This is a genomic window from Acinetobacter sp. YH12049 (genome assembly GCF_013419875.1).
GTDB classification, from domain to species: Bacteria; Pseudomonadota; Gammaproteobacteria; order Pseudomonadales; family Moraxellaceae; genus Acinetobacter; species Acinetobacter amyesii.
The window spans coordinates 1-2,221 of record NZ_VOZH01000096.1; the positions used below are offsets into that span (position 1 = coordinate 1).

The 2,221-nt window shown below is 37.2% G+C and carries 1 protein-coding gene; it reads right to left on the reverse strand.

All coding sequences use genetic code 11. From position 1 onward, the window contains the following. Positions 1 to 130: 130 nt before the first annotated feature. Positions 131 to 2,044: a type I secretion C-terminal target domain-containing protein gene (locus FTU05_RS17535; RefSeq protein ID WP_180166195.1), complete on the reverse strand. Its 1,914-nt coding sequence runs from the start codon at positions 2,042 to 2,044 to the stop codon at positions 131 to 133. Positions 2,045 to 2,221: the final 177 nt, after the last annotated feature.

Sequence of the window (2,221 nt, forward strand, 5' to 3'; positions counted from 1 at the left end):
GAAAATAGCAAGTAACTTGGACCAGTGTTGATCATTTAGCATTGTTCGAGGCATAGCGAGTGTAAAATTGGGTTTGGCGATTTAATTTTACTATCTCGCTATTTTTTTAATCAACAAATGTCAACAGGCCCTAGTAAATAATTTGATTATTTTTGATTAGGTCATCTAGTTCGACTTTGCTCGTTTGATTGAGCAAGACCACGAGATCTTGTGATTCGTATTTCGAACCTGATGTGCCATCACGGTCAATTGAAATCACAGCTGAATCAGTTTCTTCGTCATATTCAACCGTTACAAAATCTGCAAGATTTGCTTCAGTTGCATCGTCAGAAAGTAAAGATGAGATGTCGATTTGGTCAGCAATAGAAAAATCATTTACTGTTGTTAATGTATTACCGCCCAAATTGTCGTCTGCGAGAAGGTCGAAAACAATATCATCACCAATAAGTAAACTTTCACTTTCTAATGAGAACATCGCAAACGATGCTGTCGCAGTCACTGTTTCCTGAATAGGAAGCACATTGTTACTGTTTCCTAACTCTGTTTCGAGCTGGGTTGTAAGTACATTTACATCTTGAATTGAGGTTTCAGGGACTGTAACTTTCACTACAAAATCTTCAACTTGACTACTTGAAGTGCCTTGATAAGTATAATACCCATCTGAATCTTTGCTTACTGATATACCATTTACCGAAACTTTGGCATCAACTAAAGCATCAAGAGCAGCAGATTTAAATTTCACACCATTTACATTCACATTTTCCTCTGCATCATTTAGAACTTCTGCATGTAAAGTAAATTGTAAAACTTTCTCTGGAACGCCTGCTTCCGGAGCTATTACACCAAGTTGATCCTGTCCATTTTGATTTTTCTCACCTGTCTTAGCAATTTGAGTTCCATCCGCAAATAGCACACCTTCCAACATATTAATTTGGAAACCACTTACATTTTGGACACCCGTAATACTCAAGTTAAAACCATCAATATAGTTGGTTGTATCAGAGTTGTTTAAAATCATTGAATTGACAGGATATTTTTCACCTGAATACGCTTCATCAAATACAATCCAGTCACTCGGAGTACCTTTTTCACCTCCAAAGTCTTTAGGGAAACTATTTGAGAAATTAAGCCCAAGCTCATTCTGAGTCAGAACTTTGTTAATTTTCTCCCAATTGATAATAATAATTTCAGAAACGTTAATTTCACTTTTCAAATTAGTAAAGATTCTTAGTGCTTCGTTAATTTTATTGAAATCATTACCATACTGTGGATCATTGATAATAGCTTGCATCTGTGCAGCAATATCTACAATTTTCGCACCCGCAACAAGATCATTAGAAACATAATTACCTTGTGCATCTTTATAAATCGTGCCTAGGTTTGGAACTTTAATCACTGAACTTGATGAACCACCACTTGTTCCACCTGATGTTGAAGTTGATACCGAAATTTCACTTGTTAATGTTGCTTTTAACTCAATGAGTTCAGCATTGCCAGTTACAGGAGTTGTAACTTTACCATCAGTAACTTGAAGACTTATCGAAGGCAATACAGCACCTGAATTTAGCTGATCCGCACCTTTCTGAGTTAAGGTTACAGATTGATCAGCCACTGATAATTGATAGAAACCGTCGGCACTAACTGTCGAGCCATTAGCAAATGTCACGGTCAGACTATCATTATCTGCATCCGATGCAGCATATGTAGCAATTTTTTGACCCGAAACAGCTGCACCAACAGTGACTGCTTCTGGTTCAATTTCAATTTCAGGTGCTACGTTTGTTACAGAAGCAGGATATAAAATTACACCGAACTCTAGTTCTGAACTTGCAATTGAACCATTCGATTTTTCAGTTGCAATAGATTCAAGCTTCACATTCAACTTCAAAGAATTACCTGTAACAACCAAACTTGGTGGTGCAATCGCCACTAAGCTTGAACCTTCGATACTCATTCCAGCAGCTACAAAACTTAAATTGCCATTTGTATCCGCAGTTCCAAGCAATACTCGAGTTCCGTCCTCTGTAATAGCATAAATTTTCATACCTTCAACTAAACCAGAGAAATTCAGTGTTAAGCTTTCAGAACTATCTATGAACCGTACCGGGTTTGTCGGAGACTTTTTTATTTAAGTTAGGCCACCTGACCTAACGGGTTAATCTTATCATAGTACATTGCTTCAAACTCAAAAGGTGATACATAACCCAGTGCACTGTGTACA

Bases quoted from the DNA above. Each gene is read 5' to 3' on its own strand.
- FTU05_RS17535 (WP_180166195.1), bottom strand. From the start codon at position 2,044: ATGAAAATTTATGCTATTACAGAGGACGGAACTCGAGTATTGCTTGGA.